17 protein-coding genes and 1 tRNA gene are annotated in these 17,994 nt (G+C 71.5%); 9 read left to right on the forward strand and 9 right to left on the reverse strand.

Annotated elements, in window-relative coordinates:
• The first annotated feature begins 106 nt into the window (after window positions 1-106).
• Window positions 107-1,870 carry a thiamine pyrophosphate-dependent enzyme gene (locus JUB13_RS06245; RefSeq protein WP_207477923.1) on the forward strand — a complete coding sequence of 588 codons (1,764 nt, stop codon included), beginning with the start codon at window positions 107-109 and terminating at the stop codon, window positions 1,868-1,870.
• Between the two features lie 14 nt (window positions 1,871-1,884).
• On the opposite strand, the gene JUB13_RS06250 is transcribed toward JUB13_RS06245, so the two are convergent.
• From JUB13_RS06250 to JUB13_RS06270, 5 genes are all read right to left on the reverse strand, one after another.
• A complete protein-coding gene (locus tag JUB13_RS06250; RefSeq protein WP_207477924.1) occupies window positions 1,885-2,286 on the reverse strand; it encodes an OsmC family protein in 402 nt (133 codons plus the stop codon).
• A 110-nt stretch (window positions 2,287-2,396) separates the two neighbouring features.
• Window positions 2,397-2,708, reverse strand: coding sequence for a YkgJ family cysteine cluster protein (locus tag JUB13_RS31770; protein WP_328702877.1), 312 nt, complete (start codon window positions 2,706-2,708; stop codon window positions 2,397-2,399).
• Between the two features lie 23 nt (window positions 2,709-2,731).
• Window positions 2,732-4,264 (reverse strand): ribonuclease J, encoded by a 1,533-nt coding sequence (locus JUB13_RS06260; RefSeq protein WP_207477925.1) that lies wholly within the window; start codon window positions 4,262-4,264, stop codon window positions 2,732-2,734.
• Window positions 4,265-4,453: 189 nt separating this feature from the next.
• Window positions 4,454-5,821 (reverse strand): extracellular catalytic domain type 1 short-chain-length polyhydroxyalkanoate depolymerase, encoded by a 1,368-nt coding sequence (locus JUB13_RS06265; protein ID WP_207477926.1) that lies wholly within the window; start codon window positions 5,819-5,821, stop codon window positions 4,454-4,456.
• 156 nt (window positions 5,822-5,977) lie between these two features.
• Window positions 5,978-6,421, reverse strand: coding sequence for a CopG family transcriptional regulator (locus tag JUB13_RS06270; protein WP_207477927.1), 444 nt, complete (start codon window positions 6,419-6,421; stop codon window positions 5,978-5,980).
• Window positions 6,422-6,610: 189 nt separating this feature from the next.
• Between JUB13_RS06270 and JUB13_RS06275 the strand changes: the two genes are divergently transcribed.
• The 8 genes from JUB13_RS06275 (at window position 6,611) to JUB13_RS06310 (ending at window position 14,448) form a co-directional block, all read left to right on the forward strand.
• Window positions 6,611-7,519 (forward strand): LysR family transcriptional regulator, encoded by a 909-nt coding sequence (locus JUB13_RS06275; RefSeq protein ID WP_207477928.1) that lies wholly within the window; start codon window positions 6,611-6,613, stop codon window positions 7,517-7,519.
• Window positions 7,520-7,621: 102 nt separating this feature from the next.
• Window positions 7,622-8,443: a putative hydro-lyase gene (locus JUB13_RS06280; protein ID WP_328702878.1), complete on the forward strand. Its 822-nt coding sequence runs from the start codon at window positions 7,622-7,624 to the stop codon at window positions 8,441-8,443.
• Window positions 8,444-8,484: 41 nt separating this feature from the next.
• The gene (locus JUB13_RS06285) at window positions 8,485-9,543 is read left to right on the forward strand and encodes a TRAP transporter substrate-binding protein (protein ID WP_207477929.1); all 1,059 of its coding nucleotides are present in this window, start codon (window positions 8,485-8,487) and stop codon (window positions 9,541-9,543) included.
• A 1-nt stretch (window position 9,544) separates the two neighbouring features.
• Window positions 9,545-10,216, forward strand: coding sequence for a TRAP transporter small permease subunit (locus JUB13_RS06290; RefSeq protein WP_207477930.1), 672 nt, complete (start codon window positions 9,545-9,547; stop codon window positions 10,214-10,216).
• A gap of 10 nt (window positions 10,217-10,226) precedes the next feature.
• Complete coding sequence (locus JUB13_RS06295; RefSeq protein ID WP_207477931.1) at window positions 10,227-11,513, forward strand: TRAP transporter large permease; 1,287 nt, start codon at window positions 10,227-10,229, stop codon at window positions 11,511-11,513.
• A 40-nt stretch (window positions 11,514-11,553) separates the two neighbouring features.
• The gene (locus JUB13_RS06300; RefSeq protein ID WP_207477932.1) at window positions 11,554-12,234 is read left to right on the forward strand and encodes a DUF2848 domain-containing protein; all 681 of its coding nucleotides are present in this window, start codon (window positions 11,554-11,556) and stop codon (window positions 12,232-12,234) included.
• Between the two features lie 11 nt (window positions 12,235-12,245).
• Window positions 12,246-13,580: an amidase gene (locus JUB13_RS06305; RefSeq protein WP_328702879.1), complete on the forward strand. Its 1,335-nt coding sequence runs from the start codon at window positions 12,246-12,248 to the stop codon at window positions 13,578-13,580.
• A 76-nt stretch (window positions 13,581-13,656) separates the two neighbouring features.
• Window positions 13,657-14,448: a hypothetical protein gene (locus tag JUB13_RS06310; RefSeq protein WP_207477933.1), complete on the forward strand. Its 792-nt coding sequence runs from the start codon at window positions 13,657-13,659 to the stop codon at window positions 14,446-14,448.
• A 50-nt stretch (window positions 14,449-14,498) separates the two neighbouring features.
• On the opposite strand, the gene JUB13_RS06315 is transcribed toward JUB13_RS06310, so the two are convergent.
• The 4 genes from JUB13_RS06315 to JUB13_RS31775 all read right to left on the reverse strand — a co-directional run bounded on the left by JUB13_RS06315 (window position 14,499) and on the right by JUB13_RS31775 (window position 17,914).
• Window positions 14,499-14,573 (reverse strand) — tRNA-Gln (locus JUB13_RS06315).
• Between the two features lie 127 nt (window positions 14,574-14,700).
• Complete coding sequence (locus JUB13_RS06320; RefSeq protein WP_207477934.1) at window positions 14,701-15,123, reverse strand: hypothetical protein; 423 nt, start codon at window positions 15,121-15,123, stop codon at window positions 14,701-14,703.
• Between the two features lie 45 nt (window positions 15,124-15,168).
• Complete coding sequence (locus JUB13_RS06325) at window positions 15,169-16,068, reverse strand: 4-(cytidine 5'-diphospho)-2-C-methyl-D-erythritol kinase (RefSeq protein WP_207477935.1); 900 nt, start codon at window positions 16,066-16,068, stop codon at window positions 15,169-15,171.
• 16 nt (window positions 16,069-16,084) lie between these two features.
• A complete protein-coding gene (locus JUB13_RS31775) occupies window positions 16,085-17,914 on the reverse strand; it encodes a tetratricopeptide repeat protein (RefSeq protein ID WP_207477936.1) in 1,830 nt (609 codons plus the stop codon).
• Window positions 17,915-17,994: the final 80 nt, after the last annotated feature.

Raw genomic sequence — 17,994 nt, forward strand, 5'->3', positions numbered from 1 at the left:
CGCGCCCCCGCACGATACCATCCCCACGATATCGTCCGTCAGGACGCGCGCAAATGCGGCCCGCCTCCTGTTGTCACGCTCGGGCTCGAACCGGCCGGAGGCCAGCATGGGACGCAACACCGCCGACATCATGGTCGAGACGCTGATCGAATGGGGCATCGACACCGTCTTCGGCCTGCCGGGCGACGGCATCAACGGGCTGATGGAGGCCCTGCGCACACGCCAGGACCGCATCCGCTTCATCCAGGTCCGGCACGAGGAGGCTGCGGCCTTCATGGCCTGCGGCTATGCCAAGTTCACGGGGCGGATCGGCTGCTGCCTCGCGACCTCGGGTCCGGGCGGGCTGCACTTCCTGACCGGGCTCTACGACGCCAAGATCGACCGGGCGCCGGTGGTGGCGATCACCGGGCTGCCCTATCACGATCTGGTGGACACCTTCACCCAGCAGGATGTCGACCATTCCCGCGTCTTCGCCGATGCCGCCACCTACACGGCCCGCGTCAACGGACCGGCCCATGCGGCCAACGTGACCGGCCTCGCCTGCCGCACGGCGCTGGCCCGGCGCGGCGTCGCCCATCTGGCAGTGTCCGCCGACATCCAGGAGCACCTGGAGGAGGAGGCCAAGCCCTCGCCCCGCAACAAGGTCCCCCATGGCGGGGGCGATCATACGGAAGGCCGGCGCCTGCCCGCCGAGGATGCGCTGGACCGCGCGGCCGCGGTGCTGAACGCCGGCAGCCGCGTCGTGATCCTGGCGGGCCAGGGGGCGCTGGACGCGGGGGACGAGCTGCTGCGCACGGCCGAGCTGCTGGGCGCACCCATCGTCAAGGCGCTGCTCGGCAAGGCGGTGGTGCCCGACGGGCACCCGCTGACCACGGGCGGCATTGGGCATCTCGGCACCCTGCCATCCCACGAGGCCATGGCCCGGTGCGACACGCTGCTGATCGTGGGCAGCGGCTTTCCCTATGTCGAATACTATCCCGGCCCCGGCCAGGCCCGGGCCGTGCAGATCGACCTGGACGCCCAGCGCATCGGCCTGCGCTACCCCGCCGAGGTCGGCCTGGTCGGCGATTCCCGCGCGACCCTGGCCGCGCTGAACGGCAAGCTGCGCCGCAAGGAGGACCGCGCTTTCCTCGAACGGGCGCAGGCCGGCATGGCGGACTGGCGCCGGATGCTGGCCGAGGCTGCCATGCGCCCCGGTCGTCCCATGAAGCCCCAGCGCATCGCGCGCGAGCTCTCGGCCCGGCTCGCCGAGGATGCGGTGGTGACCGCCGACTCCGGAATGAACACCGGGCTGGTCGCCCAGAATGTCGAGCTGCGCGGCGCCCAGCAATTCTCGGTCTCCGGGGGCCTCGCCTCGATGGGATGCGGGCTGCCCTACGCCATCGCGGCTGCCCTGGCCTTCCCAGGCCGGCAGGTCGTCGCCTTCGTCGGCGACGGCGGGCTGACCATGATGCTGGGCGAACTCGCGACCTGCATTCGCTACCGGCTTCCGGTGAAGATCGTGGTCGCCAAGAACAACGTCTTCGGCCAGATCAAGTGGGAGCAGATGCTGTTCCTGGGCAATCCGGAGTTCGGCTGCGATCTGCAGCCCGTGGACTTCGCCCGGGTGGCCGAGGGCTTCGGCCTGAAGGCCTGGCGCGTCGCCGACCCCGAGGAATGCGGCCCGGCTCTGGATGCGGCCCTGGCGGAGCCCGGCCCTGCCCTGATCGAGGCCGAGATCGACCCCAACGAGCCCTTCATGCCGCCGCACCCACCGGCGAAATACCTGGAGAACCTGGGCAAGGCCCTGGACAATGGCTCGCCCGGCCGCGAGGAGATCGAGCGACGCATGCAGGAGGAGCCCGCCCGCTCGGCCTCCAGGCCTGGCTGATCGGACCCCGTGGCTCAGGCGCGGCGGGCGATGGTGGTGGAGATATAGAAGCCGTCCCGCAGCGCCAGGGTCACGGGCGTGCGCTCGGCGATTTCGCCGAGCCGGGCAAGCTGGGCCTCGGTGACGTCGCCCTCGGCCTCGATGCTGCGCCGGATGCTGAACCGCTCGCCCTGCTTGCCCAGCGTCAGCGTGACGCCGACGCGCCCCAGCGGCAGCTCCTTGCGCTCGGCATACATGCGCAGGGTGATGGCGGTGCAGGCCGCGAGCCCGGCCAGCACCAGGTCAAAGGGTCCGGGGCCGGTGCCGCCGCCGCCCAGGGCCGGCGGCTCGTCGGCCACCAGCGCATGGCTTCCGGCGTCGAGCGAGACGCGGTAGCGCTGGGTGCCGATCTCGGCCTTCACGGTGGTATGGGCCATCGCCTGTCCTCCTCCGGGACTTCTTCTCTGGAACTTCGCCTGCGGGCGCCCATCCTGGCACCCCGCGGCGGCCCTCGGAAGCCCCCCGCCCTCCCCGGTTCCGGGGGCGCTCAGCCGAAGCCGAAATGCCGCCGCACGGCCAGGCAGTCCTCGCTGCCCGAGGCGAACTCGCGGCAGACCAGCGGCCTGTCCGCATAGACCGTGCAGTGCACGTCCTCGCCCAGGGTGCCCGCCAGCGCCGCGCAGCGGTTGCCCTCGCAGCGCATGCGCCCGTCCTCGATCAGGTGCGGCGGGATTCCCGCGCCGTCCCCGAAGCCGATCAGCGCCGGCCATTCCCAGGAGAAGGCGCAGCAGGCCCCGCAGCTCTGGCAGTCCGGCACATCGGCGCCGGCCGTGTCCGTCGGGTGGACGAGGTCCGCCACGCGATCCACGGCGCGCCGCGCGCTCAGACCGCGGCGATGCCGTGCCGGCCGAGGACGACCCGGTTGCCCCGCTCGTCCGAGGCCAGGTGCAGCTTGGGCACCGGCACGTGGCCTGTGACGCAGGCCCCGGCATGGGACAGGCGGATCACCTCGGCCTCCTCGGTGACCAGCGCCGCCTCGACACCGCTCTCGCGCGCCAGGCGCGCATGGGCGGTCAGGTGCATCTCGGTCCCGTGGACGGGGATCGCGAAGCGCGGCCGCACGAGGCCATAGAGCTCGCGCAGCTCGTCGGCGCCGGGATGGCCGGAGACGTGCAGCGGGGCGCCCTCGAAGGACTCGTCACCCATCAGCACCTCGACGCCGCGGGAGCGCAGCTTCGAGACCACCTTGTCCACGGCCTCCTCGTTCCCGGGGATCACCCGGGCGGAGAGGACCACCGTGTCGCCGGGCCCGAAGGACGGCAGGCGCCAGTCGCCGCGCGCGAGCTTGGCCAGCGCCGCGCGCTCCTCGCCCTGGGCGCCGGTGCAGACCAGCGCCGTCTGGACGCGATCGAGGCCTTTCAGATGCGCCGGTTCGGCCAGGAAATGGGGCACGGAGTCCAGCAGGCCGAGGCTGCGCGCGGTCTCCTCGCTGTTGCGGATCGACCGGCCCGCGAGCGCGATCTGCCGCCCGGAGGACTCGGCCGCCACCGCCGCCGAGGCGAGGCGCGCCACGTTGGTCGAGAAGCAGACCACCGCCACCTGGCCCTTGCGCGCGGCGAAGAGCCGCTTGAAGGCCTCGCGCACCTGCGCCTCGGAGGTCCGGGGCAGCGACTTGTGCGCGTTGGTGCTGTCGCAGAGCATGGCCAGCACGCCCGCATCGCCGATGGCGCGCAGCGCGTCCAGATCCGCGGGCTCGCCGATCAGCGGCTCGGGATCCAGCTTCCAGTCGCCCGTGTGCAGGACCGTTCCGGCCGCGGTGCCGATGGCGAGGGCCACCGGCTCGGGCACGGAGTGGGTCATGCGGACCGAGCGGATCGAAAAGGGCCCGACCTCGAAGGAGCCGCCCACCGGATAGGTGCGCAGGTCGATCTCGGACAGGGTCCCGGCCTCGTCGAAGCGCCGCTCCAGCATGGCGGCCGCATAGGGCGTCGCCCAGATCGGGCAGCCGATCACATGCGGCCAGACCCGGTCGATCGCGCCGATATGGTCCTCGTGCGCGTGCGTCACCACCAGCCCGTCGAGCCGGTCCATGATCGGCGCGAGGAAGGCGGGGTCCGGGATGATGGCGTCGACGCCCTCGAGCGTCTCGTCGGCGAAGGCGATGCCGGCATCGACGAGGATCCAGCGCCCGGCATGGCCGTACAGCGTCCAGTTCATCCCGATGCGGCCAAGGCCGCCGAGCGGCACCACGAGCACCTCGCCCTGGGCGGGCACAGGCCAGTGGCTGCCGAAATCCGTGTATCGATTGAAGGGAAGGACGGTCGCGCCGTCCCGGTCGGTTTCCGCGGCTGCCCGGTCGACGGGCTTCACGCGGGCGGCATCCCCAGACGGGATCCGCTCATCGGTATGCTTCATCCAGGTAAAAAAATTACTCGTTGTTGGGGCCGGAGGTCAAGTCCCGTGCGCGACTCGCACGGCTGGAATGCTCCGGCCGGGGCCGGGGCCGTGGCCGCCCCTCCCGTCGGGAAGGACGCGCCAGGGATGTGGATTCATGAACGGACGGGACGCCGCGGCGTTCGCCGCGGCCCAGCCCTTCCCGCCGTGTCAGGCCGCGGGCCGGCCCCGTGCTCCCTCATGAGCCAGGAAGAAGCGCAGCATCTCGCGCGAGGCATCGGGGCCCTGCGGGTCGGTGTAGGAGCCCTGCGGGCTTCCGCCCGACCAGGCATGGCCGGCGCCGTGCACCGTCCACTGCTCGAACAGCACGCGCCCCGACGCATCGGCAAAGCTCTCGCGGCTGTATGCACGGCCGCCGGGCGCCTGGCCGCTCTCGACCTCGCGCCGCAGCCCGGCCGCGGCGCCGTTCCCGCCGGCGCGGAACTGCGCCATCACCGCATCGCCGTTGCTGGGATGCACGGTCGCGTCACGGTCCCCGTGAAAGACGATCGTGGGCACCAGCCGCGCCCCGTCCCGCGCGTCCGGGACGGCGCCGGGCGCCCCGCTCCGCATGGCGGCGAAGGCCGAGGGCACGTCGCGGGCGGCGCCGCAGGCAAGGCCGGAATGCACGCCCACCGCGGCGAAGAGGTCGGGATAGGCGCTCGCCATGACGGCGGCCTGCGCCCCGCCCGCCGACAGCCCCGTCACGTAGACGCGCCCTGGGTCGACCGGGTGACCGGCCATGATCTCGCGGACGATGCCGGCGATCAGGGCGGGCTCGCCCCGTCCGCGCTGCTGGTCCGCCGGGCTGAACCAGTTCCAGCACTTCGAGGCGTTGGCCTTCGAGGACTGGCCGGGATAAGCCACCAGGAAGCCGAACTCCTCGGCCAGCACGTTCATGCGGGTGCCGGCCGCGAAATCCTCGGGCGACTGCTTGCAGCCATGCAGCATCACGACCAGGGGCATCGGTCCTCCGGACCGCGCCGCCGGCACGTAGAGCCGGTAATCCCGGCTCCCCGCCTCGGAGACGAAGGACCTTGCCAGAAACTGTGCACCGGGCGGCGCGGGTTCGACCTCTGCCGCGGGGCCCGGCGCGCCAGGCTGCTGCCATGCGCGGCTGGAGGCGCCGGGCTGCCACGCGCCCGCCGAGGAAGGCAACGAGGAAGGCGCCAGGCGGCCCACCAGATCGCGCAGCATGTCCTGCAGACGCGGGCCGCCACCTTCACCGGCGCCCTCACGCGTGCCATCACGGGCCGTCCGCGCACGTTCCGACGACGCCTTGCCGGAGGCGGCCCTGGCCTTCCCATCGGCATCCACCTCGATGGCCTCGGCATCGATCACGGTGCCCGATCCCGGCCGGGCCGCCCCGCTCGACGCACCGCTTGGCCCCTGACGAGCCGCCCCGTCCGGCGCAGCGCTGCGGCCCGGATCCCCTCCGCCCCGCAACAGGCGCTGGATCAGCGCCATGGCCTCGGCAAGCCTGCCGGCACGGGTCAGGCGGGCTGCCTCGGCCATCTCGGGGTGTATATGCTGGTTCATGTCGAAGGTGGATCCTGTTCTGCGGGATGGCGCGCCGTCGGCGCGGCCATGAAGGGGATGGGAAGATGCCGGTCGGCCATACCGGGCCTCAGGCCATACTGGGCTTCAGGCCATACTGGGCCTCAGGCCATACTGGGCTTCAGAGCGTGCCGGCCTTCAGAGCATGCGGTCGGCCAGGGCCGCCTTGACGGCGGGGTCCGCATGCAGCGCGCCCAGGACCGAGACCGAGGCGATGGCCGCGCGGGCCAGCTCGGGGGTCACGTCGCGGCCGATGGAGGCCAGGCCCAGGACGCGGATGTGCAGCATCTGCCCCGCGTCCCGCGCCGCCTCCAGATCTGCGCGGCCGTAGTGGCGCAGGCCGAGATCGACGCTCTTGCGCGTCACGGCCTGGCGGCACACCTCGGCATGCCGGTCGATCTGGTTGCGGATGGCGGTGCGGATGAAGTCGGTGCGGTTGGAATAGAATCCCTCCTGCACCAGCAGGTCCACGTGGCCGAGATCCACATAGCCGAGGTTGATCGTGATCTTCTCGCTGTCGGCGAGCTTCGGCCGCGCATCGACGGACGGGTTCAAGGCTTGGGACACGGGTTCATCATCCATTCGCCATCCAGATGGATGGTATATGGAAGGTCGCCGTCCGAGTTCAAGGAGCACGGCTGCAGTCTCGTGCGGCTTGGTGCCTGGGAGCGCCTGCCCTAACCTCGTCTCGCCGCCTCGTTCCCCGGCCTCGCGCCGCTCCGGGGCGCGCGGGGCGGACGACCGAGCACAACCGGCGGAGCGACAATGCGGATGAGAACCGACTCGCTGGAGACCTTCGTCCTGATCGCGACGCTCGGGAGCTTCCGGGCCGCGGCGAGGCGGCTGAACACGACCCAGCCCGCGGTATCGGCCCGGATCGCCGCGCTGGAGAGCGAGCTCGGCGTCGAGCTCTTCGACCGGTCCAGCCGGAGCGTGGCGCTGACGCCCAAGGGGATCGAGCTGCTGCCCCTGGCCGAGCGGGTCACGGCCCTCATGGCGGACATCGTCGCGACCGTCTCGACGCCCGCCGCAGTCCGCGGCGTGCTGCGCCTGGGGGTGAGCGAAACCATCGTGCACACCTGGCTGCCGACCCTGATCGAGCGGCTCAACGTGCGCTTCCCCAGCGTCGCGGTCGAACTCATGATCGACACCACGCTGAACCTTGCCGAGGACCTGCACGGACGGGAGCTCGACCTCGCCCTGCTGCTCGGACCGGTGAACGGCCCGGACATCGTCAACCACCGGCTCTGCAGCTACGAACTCGACTGGGTCGCGAGCCCGCAGCTCGACCTGCCGCCCGAGCCGCTGAGCGTCGCCGCGCTGGCGCGGCTACCCATCATCACCTATCCCCGCGGCTCGGCCCCCTTCGCCGCGATCCAGAACCTCTTCCGGGATCCCGACATCCCTCCGCCGAAGCTGAACGGCTCCAGCTCGCTGCTGACGACGGTCCGCCTCGTCGCCGACGGGCTCGGCGTCAGCGCGGTCCCGCAGACTGTCGTGCGTCGGGAGCTCACGGCCGGGGAGCTCCGCATCGTCAGGACGACGCACCGGCTCCCGCCGCTCGATTTCACGGCCTCGTTCCCGAGCCGCCCCTACAACCCGGTCGCCGAGATCGCGGCCGAGATTGCCGTCGAAATTGCCACCGAGCATGCGGCCGCACAGAAACTGAGCACCGCCTGATAAAATCCATTTATCGGATGCGATAAAAATTTGTCGTTAGACCTGATTGCTGATCAAGTCCAACATCATGAAGAAGATCGAATGTCCCAGCGGAGGTAGAGCATGGGAATGGACGGCACGATCCGTCCCGAGGCCGCCGAGATGGCCGGCCTTTCAGCGCACGAGGTCCGGATGCGCATCCGCAGCGGCGGATACACGGGGCCGACCGCCGGCCTCGCCCGGGGCATGGTCCAGGGAAACCTCGCGATCCTGCCGGCCGACTGGGCCGCCGAGTTCCTGCGCTTCTGCCAGCGCAACCCGAAGCCCTGTCCCGTCCTTGCGGTCAGCGATCCCGGCTCGCCCGCGCTACCGGAGCTGGGGCTGGACATCGACATCCGTACCGACATCCCGCGCTATCGCGTCTACCGCGACGGCGAGCTCGTGGACGAGCCGACCGACGTGCGTTCCGTGTGGCGCGACGACCTCGTGACCTTCGTGATCGGCTGTTCCTTCTCCTTCGAGACGCCGCTGCACGAGGCCGGACTGGGGTTGCGCCACTGGGAGCAGAACCTCAACGTGCCGATGTACCGCTCGAACATCGAGACCAACCCGACCGAGCGCTTCGGCGGCCCGATGGTGGTCTCGATGCGGCCGTTCAAGCCGGCCGACGCGATCCGCGCGATCCAGGTCACCTCGCGCTTCCCCTCGGTCCACGGCGCGCCGGTGCATATCGGCCTGCCCGAGCAGATCGGCATCCGGGATCTCTCGAAGCCCGATTTCGGCGACGCGGTCCGCGTCGATGCGGACGAGCTGCCGGTGTTCTGGGCCTGCGGCGTGACCCCGCAGGTCGTGATCCAGCGGGCGCGGCCGCCCCTGCTGATCGCGCACAGTCCCGGGCACATGCTGGTCTGCGACGTTCCCAACGCGCGTCTTGCAGCGCTCTGAGTTCAGTCCGCCTTCAAACAACGAACAGGGAGAGGTTGAAGATGACCGGATGTAACCTGCTGAAGGCCGCCATCGCGGCAGTCGCTCTGTCCTGCGCCGCGGCCGCCCCGGCCTCGGCCGATATCCAGAAGGTCCAGCTCAACGTGGTCGGCGGGCTCTCGAACCTGTCGCAGTACAAGAACTACGAACAGCCCTTCTGGACCAAGCGCATCACCGAGGCCTCGGGCGGCAAGGTCACCGCCACCATCACCGGCTTCAACGACATGGGCCTGAAGGGCCCCGAGATCCTGCGCCTGATGAGCCAGGGCGTGATCGAGTTCGGGACCACGGTGCTCGGCTACACGGCGTCGGATGATCCCCGCAACGAGGCCGTCGACCTTGCGGGCATCGCCCCGGACATCGACACCGCCCATCGCGTCGCCGACGTCTACAAGCCCGTCCTCGACGCCTTCTTCCGCAAGAAGTACGGCGTCAAGGTCCTGGGCCTGTGGCCCTACCCGGCGCAGGTCCTCTACTGCAACAAGCCCATCAGCGGCCTTGCCGACCTTGCCGGCAAGAAGGTCCGGACCGGCAACCGCACGCTCGCCGAGTTCACCGAGGCGCTGGGCGGATCGGGAGTCACCATGGCCTTCGCCGAGGTGGTCCCGGCGCTGCAGAAGGGCGTCGTGGACTGCGCCATCACCGGGACGCTCTCGGGCAACTCGGCGAAGTGGCACGAGGTCTCCTCCCATCTCTACGCCCTGCCGGTCGGCTGGAGCACGCTCGTCCACGGCGTGAACCTGAAGACCTGGAACAAGCTGAACGCCGAGACCCAGACCTTCATCGAGCGCGAGATCGCGAGCCTCGAGGACCAGATCTGGAAGGCCGCGGGCGAGGAGACCCAGGAAGGCATCAACTGCAACATCGGCCAGGATCCCTGCGTGAACGGGACCAAGGCCAAGATGACGCTGGTCCCGGTCTCCGACGCCGACCGCCAGAAGCTGACGCAGGTCGTCAACTCGGTGATCGTGCCGAAGTGGGTGCAGCGCTGCGGCGCCGATTGCGCCGACGAGTTCAACAAGACCATCGGCCAGGTCATCGGCGCCTCGGCGGCGAAGTGACATGGCCGGCCGTCCGGTGACGGCCGCCCGGGACGCCGGCGGGTTCGACCCGCTGGCGTTCCCTCTGAGGGCGGTCGAAGGGCTGAGCCGGGCCGGCGCCTGGTTCAGCGGGGCGGGCTTCGTGCTCGTGTGCTTCCTGATCGGGGCCGAGGTCCTGCTGCGCAAGTTCGCGAACTACAGCCTCGGCGGCGCGGACGAGATCTCGGGCTACGTGCTGGCGATCGGGACCACCTGGTCCCTCGCCTTCACGCTGCTGCACCGCGCGCACATCCGGATCGACGCCCTCTACAGGGTCCTTCCGGCCCGCGTCTGCGCGGTGCTCGACATCCTGTCCCTGGTGATCCTCGGCGCCTTCATGGGGCTGATGACCTACTGGGCCTATGAGCTGTTCGCGACGACGGTCGATTTCGGCGCCACCGCCAACACGCCGCTGCAGACCCCGCTCTGGATCCCGCAGGGCCTGTGGTTGGCGGGGCTCGTCCTGTTCTGCGCGGCGATCCTCCTGCTGACGCTGCGGGCCGGACGGGCCCTGCTGCGCGGCGACGTCGCCACGGTCCAGGACCTGGCCGGCATCCGGTCCGTCGAGGACGAGGTGGAGGACGAGATCCACCACGAGCCCGGGCACGAGCCAGGGCACGAGCCCGGACGCGAACCGGGCCGGGCGGCGGGATGAGGGCCGAACGATGCTGACAACCGCTCTGATCACCCTGCTGGCGCTGCTGGCGCTCAGCATTCCCGTCGCCGCGTCCATGGGCGTCCTGGGGCTCGTGCTCGGCAAGCTCTACTCGCCGATGCCGCTCGAGCGCGCGATCGGCGAGATCGCCTGGTCCACCAGCACCGACACGCTGATGGTGGCGGTTCCGCTCTTCGTGCTGCTGGGCGAGATCCTGCTGCGCTCGGGCATGGCCTCGCGCATGTACGGCGCCATGTCGCAGTGGCTGTCCTGGCTTCCCGGCGGGCTGATGCATTCGAACATCGGCGCCTGCGCCCTGTTCGCGGCCACTTCCGGCTCCTCGGTCGCGACGGCCGCGACGGTCGGCACCGTCGCCCTTCCCGAGGTGCCGCGCTACCGCTACAGCGAACGGATCTTCCTCGGGACCCTCGCGGCCGGCGGAACGCTGGGCATCCTGATCCCGCCCTCGATCAACATGATCATCTACGGCGTGCTCACCGACACGTCGGTGCCGCAGCTCTATCTCGCCGGCATCATTCCCGGCCTGCTGCTCGCCGCGCTCTTCATGGTGACCGTGGTTATCGCCTGCATGATCGTTCCCCGCTGGGGCGGCCTGAAGGTGCCGTCGAGCTGGCAGGACCGGTTCGGCAGCCTCGGCCACCTGCTGCCGCCGCTCGGGATCTTCCTGATCGTGGTCGGCTCGATCTATGCCGGCTTCGCGACGCCGACCGAGGCCGCGGCGCTGGGAGTGATCGCGGCCTTGGCCCTCGCCGCGGCGAGCCGGTCTCTGAGCTGGCCCATGATGCGCGAGTGCTTCGAGGGCACCATGCGGACGACGGCGATGATCATGCTGATCATCATCGCGGCCTATTTCCTGAACCTGATCCTGTCGGCAATCGGCCTGGCCAGCCAGGTCTCGACGGTCGTCGCCGATCTCGGCCTCTCGCCGGTCGAGACCATCGTCGCGATCGTCGTCTTCTACGTGATCCTGGGCTGCTTCATGGAGACGCTCTCCATGATGATCGCGACCGTTCCGATCGTGACGCCCATCGTGGTGGCCCAGGGATACGATCCCGTCTGGTTCGGCATCATGCTGATGCTGCTGCTGGAGACCGCGCTGGTCACGCCGCCGATCGGGCTCAACCTGTTCGTGGTGCAGAGCATCCGCACGCGGCCGGGCCCCCTGAACGACGTGATCGTCGGCACCGTGCCGTTCGTGCTGACGATGTTCGTGATGATCGCGCTGCTGATCGCCTTTCCGGATCTCGCCATGTGGCTCCCGAAGGCCATGGGCTGATCCCCAGAAGAACACCCCTCAATCTCGAGAGGAGACCCTGATGCATACCGTGGACCTGCGCCTTGCGCAGGACGGGACGCCGGTGCGCGCCGAGATCAAGGATCTCGTCATCGCCGGCTGGGCCGGGCGCGACATGGCCGCCGTCGAGCACCATATCGAGGAGCTCGCGGCCCTGGGCGTGCCCCGGCCGAGCACCGTTCCCCTGTTCTACCGGGTCGGGACGAACCAGCTCACGACCGCGGCCGAGATCGACGTCCTGGGCCCCGGCAGCTCGGGCGAGGCGGAGGCCGTGGTCCTCTCGCTGCCCGGCGGGATGTATGTCGGCATCGGCTCAGACCACACGGACCGGGACGTCGAATCCTATTCCGTCGCGGTCTCCAAGCAGATGTGCCCCAAGCCGATCGGGCCGGAGCTCTGGCCGCTGGACGAGGTCGCCGCGCACTGGGACAGGCTCGAGCTGCGCTCCTGGGCGGTAATCGGCGGCGAGCGGGTCCTCTACCAGGAGGGCGCCGTCGCGGGGCTCCGGGATCCCCGGGACCTGATCGCCCGCCATGCCGGCGCCGGCGGGCTGCCCGTCGGGACGGCGATGTTCTGCGGAACGCTGGCTGCGATCGGCGGCATCCGCCCGGCCGAGCGCTTCGAGATGGAGCTGCGGGACCCCGTCCTCGGGCGGGCGCTCCGGCACGCCTATGCCATGCGCTGCCTGCCCATCGTAAGCTGAAGGAGGACGCCGTGACCCCGAGGACGCTGGCCGAGCTTGCCGCTGACCTGGCTGGAGGGCGGGCGACCGCCGTCGCCCTCGCCGAGGAGGCCCTCGCGCGGATCGAGGATCCCGCCGGCGAGGGCGCGCGCGCCTTCACCCATGTGAACCGCGACGCGGTCCTCGCCCAGGCGCGGGCGAGCGACCTGCTGCGCGCCCAAGGCATCGCGCCTTCGCCGCTGGCCGGCATCCCGGTCTCGGTGAAGGACCTCTTCGACGTCGCCGGCGAGGTGACGACGGCGGGGTCCAGAATTCTGCGCGACGCACCACCGGCCGAACGGGACGCACCGGCGGTCGCACGGCTGCGCGCCGCCGGCGCCGTGATCCTCGGCCGCACGAACATGACGGAGTTCGCCTTCTCCGGCCTCGGGGTCAACCCGCATTACGGGACGCCGGGCAACCCCTTCGACCGCGCCCGGATCCCGGGCGGCTCCTCCTCCGGCGCCGCCGTCTCGGTGGCCGACGGCATGGCCGCCGCGGCGATCGGCAGCGACACCGGGGGGTCGGTCCGCATCCCTTCGGCCTTCTGCGGCCTCATCGGCTTCAAGCCGACCCAGGCGCGGGTTCCCCGTGACGGCGTGCTGCCGCTGTCCTGGTCGCTCGACGCGATCGGGCCGCTGGCGCGCAGCGTCGCCTGCTGCGCCCTGCTGGACGCCGTGCTGTCGGGCGAGGCGCCGGAGGTCCCGGAGCCCGCCGAGCTGGCGGGCCTGCGCCTCGGCGTTCCGCGGAGCTATCTGCTGGACGGGCTCGACGAGACCGTCGCCCGCGCGTTCCAGGGCGCGCTGGAGCGGCTCTCGAAGTCGGGCGCCAGGGTAGTCGAGTTCGCGCTGCCTCAGCTCGACCGCATCCCGGCGCTCAACGCCAAGGGCGGCCTCGTCGCGCCCGAGGCGCTTGCCTGGCACCGCGCCCTGCTGGAGCGGGGGGCCGATCAGTACGACCCCCGAGTGCGCGGCCGCATCCTGCGCGGGGCCGAGCAGACCGCGGCCGAGTATGTCGAGGTCGCCCGGGGCCGCCAGGCGCTGCAGGCCGAGACCGACGGCCTGACCGAGGGGTTCGATGCGCTGCTGGTGCCGACGGTGCCGGTGGTCCCGCCCAGGCTGGACGAGGTCGAGGCAGAGGCCGAGTACACGCGCCTGAACCTGCTGATCCTGCGCAACCCCACCGCCTGGAACTTCCTGGACCGGCCGGCCGTCTCCCTGCCCTGCGCGAGCGGCGGGCTTCCCGTCGGGCTCATGGCCGTCGGGCGCCGCGGCGGGGACCGGCGGCTCCTATCGGTGGCCAGGGCGCTGGAACCCGTGGTGGCCTGATCGCCCGACCGCCCGCGGCGGAGCCCCCGCTGCGGGCGGGCCATCGGTCCTTTCCTTCCCGACACGCCGGAATCCCATGCTGGCCTTCACAATGAAGCTGGTGCTGACCGCCGGCGTCGTCGTCGCGGTCACCTGGCTGGTCGAACGGCTCGGCCCCCGGGCCGGCGGCATCGCGGTCGGGCTGCCGATCGTCCTTGGCCCCGGATACCTGTTCATCGCCCTGGAGAAGCCGCCGGCCTACGTGGCGGACGCCTCGCTGGCGAGCCTCGCGGGGCTGGCCGGCGTGCTGGCCTTCCTGATCACCCATGTGCGGATCGCGCCGGCCTCGGGGCCGGTCCTGACGCTGGCGGCCTCGATCCTCGCCTGGGGCGCCATGGGCCTCGTGATGGCGACGGCGCAGCCCGAGCTGCCGGTGACGGCGGCGATCCTCGCGGCCGGCTTCCTGCTGGCCCGCGCAACCCGCGGGCGCCACGACTTCGCGGCCCGGCCCGCAGCCGCGCGCGCGACGCCCACCATGATGCTGGGCCGCGCGGTTCCCGCGGGGCTGCTGGTGGCCGCGGTCGCGGGATCGAGCGCGGCGCTCGGCGAGACCGCCGCCGGCGTGCTGATCACCTTCCCGGTCGGCCTGACCGCCGTCGGCTGGATCGTGCACCGCCGCCTGGGCGGCCGGCTTGCGGCCGCGACCATGGCCGCCGCCCAGACCGGCATCCTGGGCCTGCTGGGCTTCCTGCTGACGGTGCACCTGACCGCCGGGCGCATTGCGCCGATGGCCGGCATCACCCTCGCCCTGCTGGTCTCGCTGCTGCCCGGCGCCGTCACCGCCCTGCAGGCACGTTTGGCCGCCCCGGCACGCGAGCAGGCGCAGTAGCGGGGGCGCCGGCGCACGCCATTGGGATCAGGCTTTCTCGGGGATGCGGCTGGTTGGGGCGCCAGGATTCGAACCTGGGAATGGCGGTACCAAAAACCGCTGCCTTACCGCTTGGCGACGCCCCAGCCGCGGGGCGACCATAGCGGCCTTCGCACCGGCCCGCAACGGGGCGGAGACGGGATTTGCGCGGTGCCGGAATGAACGTCTGCAGCGGGCCGCAGGGATAGCTGCGGCACCGGCTGCGGCCCCTGCTCAGACCGGCTGGATGTAGGACTTCACCATCTGCACGCCGGACACGGTGGCCTTGCCGACGGTCTGCTCGACCAGCGTGACGATCCGGCGCTTGGCCTCGCTGATCTGCTCGGCGTTCAGCGCGCGCCCGGTGACGGGCTGGGCCGCCAGGCGCGTCAGGATCGCGTCGCGGATGCGCGGCATCAGCAGCGTGATCTTTTCGCGCGCAACGACGTTCTTCGCCTCGATCATCATGTCGAACTGCAGCGAGCCGACGATCCGCTCGTCCGGGCCCACCAGGATCAGGCGCATGCGGTCCACGGGAACGAACAGGTTCTCGCTCCCCTCCTCCGATCCCCCGGCGGCGGCCGCGGATTCCGCCCACGGGGGCGCCTGCCCCAGGAGGAGCGCGGTCAGCAACAGGGCGGTGCGGATGGGAGACATGGGGGACCAGCTTGGAAAACGTCCAAGGATGGTCCGAAATTGTGGCTAGCGCAAGGCCGAAGGGATGAGGCGGGCATCCCGAACGAGCCGCCCCGCGCGCACCCACCAGCCCCTCGGCGCGCCGAGCGCCGCCTGCCCGCGCGACGCCGCCGCAGCATCGGCGAACAGGCCGAAGCAGGTCGCGCCGCTTCCCGAGAGCCGCGCCAGCAGGCATCCGGGCAGGCCCGACAGGCGCTCCAGCACCTCCCCCACAACAGGGGCGGTGGCCAGGGCCGGGACCGTCAGGTCGTTGCGCCGGTCGGCCAGCATCGCGCCGAGTTCGGCGGCTGTCGCGGGCGGGCGCTCCAGCGGCGCGGGCTCCGAGAAGGGCCCGCTGCGCGCCCGGAACACCGCGGGCGTCGGCAGCGGCACGCCGGGGTTCACCAGAAGCACGCCGGCCTCTGGCAGCGGCGCCACGGGCTCGACCCGCTCGCCGATGCCTGTCATGCGCGCGGCCCGGCCATGAAGGCAGACAGGCACGTCCGCGCCCAGGGCCGGCGCCGCCTGCGCGGGCCGCGGATCCTCCGCGGGAAGCTCCCATAGGGATGCCAGCGCCCGCAGCGCCGCCGCCGCGTCGGCCGAGCCGCCCCCGATGCCCGAGGCCACCGGCAGGCGCTTGACCAGCCTCACCGCCACGTCGGGCGGCCGATCCAGCAGGGCCGCCAGGGCGTGCACGGCCCGGGCCACCAGGTTGTCGGCCGGGGATCCGCCGGACAGGCCGGCCGCCATCGCGCCCTCGATGCGCAGGGAGAAGCCCGCGGCTGGCGCGACGGTCACGGTGTCGCCGATATCGGCGAAGGCCACGAGGCTGTCGAGCTCGTGATAGCCGTCCGGACGCCGGCCGGTCACGTGCAGGTACAGGTTCAGCTTCGCCGCGGCGAAGGCCGCGGTGCCGGGCGCTGCCACGAGGGGACCTTCCCGTTCAGCGTGCCGGCTGGGTTTCCGCGTGGCGCTGGCCGCGCTGCGGCAGGCCGCCCGCGAGCTTCTCGCGGATCTCCGCCTTTAGCTTGTCGTCCTCGGCGGCATTCAGCAGCGCGCGCTCCCACTGGAAGCGGGCCTCGGTCCGGCGCCCGATCTGCCAGTAGGCATCGCCCAGATGGTCGTTGATGGTGGCGTCCTGAGGCTTCAGCTCGATGGCGCGCTCCAGGTGGCCGACGGCGCCCTGCACGTCGCCGAGCCGGTACAGCACCCAGCCCAGGCTGTCGACGATATAGCCGTCGTCGGGCTTCAGCTCGACCGCGCGCAGGATCATGCGCTTGGCCTCGTCCAGGTTCTGGCCGCGATCGACCCAGGAATAGCCGAGATAGTTCAGCACGTAGGGCTGCTCGGGGCTGAGCTCCAGCGCCTTCTTCAGGTCCGCCTCGGCGCGCTCCCACTGCTGCGAGCGCTCGAGGGCGATGCCACGCGCGTAGAAGATCGCCCAGCTCCGCGAGCCGAGATCGGAGCCGAGCCGCGCGATGGCCCGGTCATAGGCCTCGGCGGCCTTGTCGAAGCGCTGGGCGGAGCGGTGCAGGTCCCCCAGGCCGACCAGCGCATCGGTACGCTCCGGCCGCTCGGCACCGAGTTCCTCGAGCAGGCGGATCGCCTCGTCCTCCCGCTTCAGGAGCTGGAACTGCTCGGCCGTGCGCATGCGGGCGAGCCAACGCACGCCGCGGTCGCCTCCGATCTGCCGGTACTCGGCGATGGCCTCGTCGTAGCGCTTGCGCGAGGACAGGATGTCGGCGGTCATCAGCCGCGCCAGCGGGAAGTCCGGGCGCAGCAGCAGGGCCACGCGCCCGTAGAGCAGCGCCAGCTCGGAGGCGCCTTCCTGGTGCAGAGCGCTGGACAGGTCGAAAAGCGCCTCGGCCATGCCCTCGCGAGCCGAGCCGACCAGCGGCTTGACCCCGCCGCCCGGCTGCGCACCCGCCGCCTGGCCGCTTCCCGCCTGGCCACCTGCCGGCTGAACGCTGCCGAGGGCCGAGAGCGACGGCTCGATCAGCACCGGGTCAGCCGCGGCGTCGCCGAACTGCGTGTAGAGGCGGCGCGCCTCGTCCTTGCGGCCCTGGCGCTCCAGGAAGTTGCCGTAGAGCTGGACGACGCGCAGCGAGGCTCCCGACTCCGAGGCCTTGGCATAGCGCGCGGCGGCCTCGTCGCGCCGACCGGCGAGGTCGAGGATCAGCGCCGCCTGCAGGTCGTGCAGCGCGGCGAAGCCTGGGGTCGCCGACAGCGGCTCAAGCGCCTTGACGCCCTCGGCCGGACGGCCATTGGCGTATTCGATCCAGGCGTTCAACAACGGCGTCACGTACTGGCCGAGACCGTCCTCGGACACAGCGCCGACCAGCCGCTTCTCGGCCTGCTTGGGCTTGTCGCGCAGCAGGTCGTCGGCGGCCAGCACCGTGGCCGCCAGATGGTTGGTGGGATCCTTCTGCGCGAGGCGCCGGGCGAGCTCGACCGCCTGGCTCGCGCGGCCGTCGCCGAGCTGCAGCAGGAAGGTCCTGCGCAGCAGCGCGACGTTGCCGGGATCGTGCGCGAGCGCCCGCTCCATGAAGGCGGCCGCGCTGGTCCAGTCATCGACCTGCTGGGCGTGGCGCCCTGCCAGATAGGCGCCGGTGGCCGTGCTCGACGCCTCGGCGGCGGTGGGCCCGGTCACATTGGGCCCGGTCTGCGCGGCTGCCAGGGCGGGCGTCTGGAGCAACCCGGCCCCGAGGGCCAGGCCGACGCCCAGCGCCAGGGCGGCGGAAGAGGAAAGGAGGGTCTGGACCAGGTGCTTCATGCCGTCCGCCGTCAGGGGCCTGTCCGCCCGGAAGGCCGGGCGGATGGGCAATCGTGCCCCGACTCGGCCGCGCGAAGCAA

Source organism: Arenibaculum pallidiluteum, from assembly GCF_017355985.1.
In the GTDB taxonomy this organism is placed as follows: domain Bacteria; phylum Pseudomonadota; class Alphaproteobacteria; order Azospirillales; family Azospirillaceae; genus Arenibaculum; species Arenibaculum pallidiluteum.